The following is a 375-nucleotide window of genomic DNA, read 5'->3' on the forward strand; positions in this document are numbered from 1 at the left end:
AGCAGTGTTCATAGTCAACTGGGACTCGACACCACGCGACAACTGTAAGGTGTATCGTTCAAGGTGGCAACTAGAAAAAACTAAATTTCAAACCTTACTTAAGTCTCAGGTGAGCACGGCCGACGTGGATGTCTCTGACGGCGTCAGCTTGTTAAAAAGACACTGTTGGCAGTGTCGGTGAGTATGATACGTCTCCAATGTGAGGAGTGTAGTTCGTGATTTGCGTGGACAGGTGTTATTTGTCGAAATCCTGGTTCGGCCCGGGTTCGAACCTGAGACCTTCTGCGTGTAAAGCAGACATGATAACCACTACACCACCGAACCCGAATTCGCGTCAACATCTCGCTCCATCTAACACTCAGCACCGCCTCATCA

1 tRNA gene is annotated in these 375 nt (G+C 49.1%); it reads right to left on the minus strand.

Annotation, left to right across the window (positions count from 1 at the left end):
- Window positions 1-251: 251 nt before the first annotated feature.
- A tRNA-Val gene (locus D0S45_20970) sits at window positions 252-324 on the minus strand.
- Window positions 325-375 lie beyond the last annotated feature (51 nt).

Origin of the sequence: Marinifilum sp. JC120 (assembly GCA_004923195.1) — a bacterium.
Lineage (GTDB): Bacteria > Desulfobacterota > Desulfovibrionia > Desulfovibrionales > Desulfovibrionaceae > Maridesulfovibrio.